This is a genomic window from Arthrobacter sp. Hiyo1 (assembly GCF_001263615.2).
In the GTDB taxonomy this organism is placed as follows: domain Bacteria; phylum Actinomycetota; class Actinomycetes; order Actinomycetales; family Micrococcaceae; genus Arthrobacter.
Map to the genome: position 1 here is coordinate 228621 of NZ_DF952474.1, position 1079 is coordinate 229699.

Genomic DNA, 1079 nt, shown 5'->3' on the forward strand with positions numbered 1-1079 from the left:
CTGTCCCGCAAACCGAAGACGACGTCGACGCCGCCCTGCCGCGCATCCGCACCTCGGGCCTGGTGGAGCTTGGCTTGGTAGAGAAGAACGACGGCGGTGCTGTCGCGGCGAAGGTGGATTTGCGGCCGTACGGCTGGGAATGCGACTCCGGAGCAGACAACAGCGGGAGCGGCGGCGCCGAACTGTGGGTTTCCAGCGATCTCGCCGCCCACCAGCAGCCGGGCGTGCTCCGGCATGACCATGTGCTGGGCATCGGGCAGGCATCCACCACCCTTGTCCAGACCACGATCCGGCGGCACTCGAAACGCGCCCTTGACCTCGGGACGGGCTGTGGAATCCAGACTTTCCACCTCCTGCACCACAGCGAGCATGTCACCGCCACCGACATCTCCGAACGGGCCCTCGCGTTCACCCGCTTCAACCTGATGCTCAATGCCGAGGCCCTCCACCTGGACCCGGCCGATCTCGAGTCCCGGGTGAGCCTGCGGCTGGGCTCGCTCCTGGAACCGGTCGCGGGTGAGACTTTCGATTTGGTGGTGTCCAATCCGCCTTTCGTCATTACCCCGCGCAGTGCTGGCGAGCATTCTTCGGATCAATTCACCTACCGCGACGGCGGCCTGCCCGGCGACGACATCGTGGCCAACCTCGTCCGAACCTTGCCCGACGTCCTGGCGCCCGGCGGCACGGCGCAGATGCTCGGCAACTGGGAAATCCCTGCAGGCAGCCGCTGGAGCGAACGGCCCGCGTCGTGGCTGGCAGGGTCCGGCACGGAGGCATGGTTCATCCAACGGGAACAGGTGAGTCCGGAGCTGTACGCGGAGACCTGGTTGCAGGACGCCTCCGAGGGCCGCGACCGTAAGCTCTACCGTGACGCCTACGCCGCCTACCTGCAGGATTTCGCGTCCCGCAACGTGGACGCCATTGGCTTCGGAATGATCTGGCTGCGGCGGCCCGAAAGCCCGCGTCCGGGAGATGCGCCCGCCCGCTTCGAGGAAATCACGTACCCCATCGAGCAACCGATCGGCCCGCACCTCGCCGCCGCCGTCGAACGCGCCGATTGGCTCGATGCCCACGAACTC

General features: G+C 67.1%; 1 protein-coding gene. It reads left to right on the forward strand.

Going from position 1 to position 1079, the window contains the following annotated elements; all coding sequences use genetic code 11:
- Nucleotides 1-1079, forward strand: a 1079-nt coding sequence (locus AHiyo1_RS18370) for a methyltransferase (protein ID WP_059389505.1), incomplete at both ends; no start/stop codon positions are given.